The sequence below is a fragment of the Streptomyces sp. RP5T genome (genome assembly GCF_003933965.1).
Classification (GTDB): Bacteria; Actinomycetota; Actinomycetes; order Streptomycetales; family Streptomycetaceae; genus Streptomyces.
The window spans coordinates 1-1,266 of the sequence record NZ_RSAJ01001106.1 but is presented as its reverse complement, the minus strand read 5'-3'; the positions used below and the strand labels follow the sequence as shown (position 1 = coordinate 1,266).

Genomic DNA, 1,266 nt, shown 5'->3' with positions numbered 1-1,266 from the left:
GCCCCCGCCCTCGGAGGGGACGGGGGCCTGGGCGGACGTACGCTTGAGGCGTCAGCAGACCTTGAACCCGGAGCACCTTTTTCGTGAGCGAGCAGCCCAGTCGGCCCCGCAAACCCGGCAAGCCCTACCGTCGGCCCCAGAAGGACCCCGTCCGCATCCTCGCCTTCGAGGCGCTGCGGGCCGTGGACGAGCGGGACGCGTACGCCAACCTCGTCCTGCCGCCGCTGTTGCGCAAGGCACGGGAGAAGGGCGGGTTCGAGGCACGGGACGCCGCGCTGGCCACCGAGCTGGTGTACGGGACGCTGCGGCGGCAGGGGACGTACGACGCGATCATCGCCGAGTGTGTCGACCGGCCGCTGCGCGAGGTGGATCCGCCGGTGCTCGACGTGCTGAGCCTCGGGGCGCACCAGTTGCTCGGGACCCGCATCCCGACGCACGCCGCCGTGTCCGCCACGGTCGAGCTCGCCCGGGTCGTGCTCGGCGACGGACGGGCCAAGTTCGTCAACGCCGTGCTGCGGAAGATCGCGCAGGACGACCTCGACGGATGGATCGAGAAGGTCGCCCCGCCCTACGACGACGACCCCGAGGACCATCTCGCCGTCGTGCACTCGCACCCCCGCTGGGTCGTCTCCGCGCTGTGGGACTCCCTCGGCGGCGGGCGGGCCGGCATCGAGCGGCTGCTGGAGGCGGACAACGAACGGCCCGAGGTGACCCTCGTCGCCCGGCCGGGGCGGGCCACCACCGAGGAACTGCTGCGCGAGGAGTCCGCCGTGGCGGGGCGCTGGTCGCCGTACGCCGTGCGGCTGGCCGAGGGCGGTGAGCCCGGGGCCGTGGACGCCGTACGCGAGGGCCGGGCCGGGGTGCAGGACGAGGGCAGCCAGCTCGTCGCGCTGGCGCTGGCGAACGCCCCCCTCGACGGCCGGGACGAGAAGTGGCTCGACGGGTGCGCGGGGCCCGGTGGCAAGGCCGCGCTGCTCGCCGCGCTCGCCGCCGAGCGCGGGGCCGTGCTGCTCGCCTCCGAGAAGCAGCCGCACCGGGCCGGGCTGGTCGCCAAGGCGCTCGCCGGGAACCCGGGGCCGTATCAGGTGATCGCCGCGGACGGGACGCGGCCGCCGTGGCGGCCGGGCAGTTTCGACCGGGTGCTGATGGACGTGCCGTGCACCGGCCTCGGGGCATTGCGGCGGCGGCCAGAGGCGCGGTGGCGGCGCCGGCCCGGGGACCTGGAGGGGTTCGGGCCGTTGCAGCGGGGTCTGCTGAGCACCGCGC

The 1,266-nt window shown here is 75.4% G+C and carries 1 protein-coding gene; it reads left to right on the top strand.

Annotated elements, in window-relative coordinates; genetic code table 11:
- Positions 1-83: 83 nt before the first annotated feature.
- The coding region (locus tag EHS43_RS44800) for a transcription antitermination factor NusB (protein ID WP_125196080.1) at positions 84-1,266 on the top strand (1,183 nt) is incomplete at its 3' end.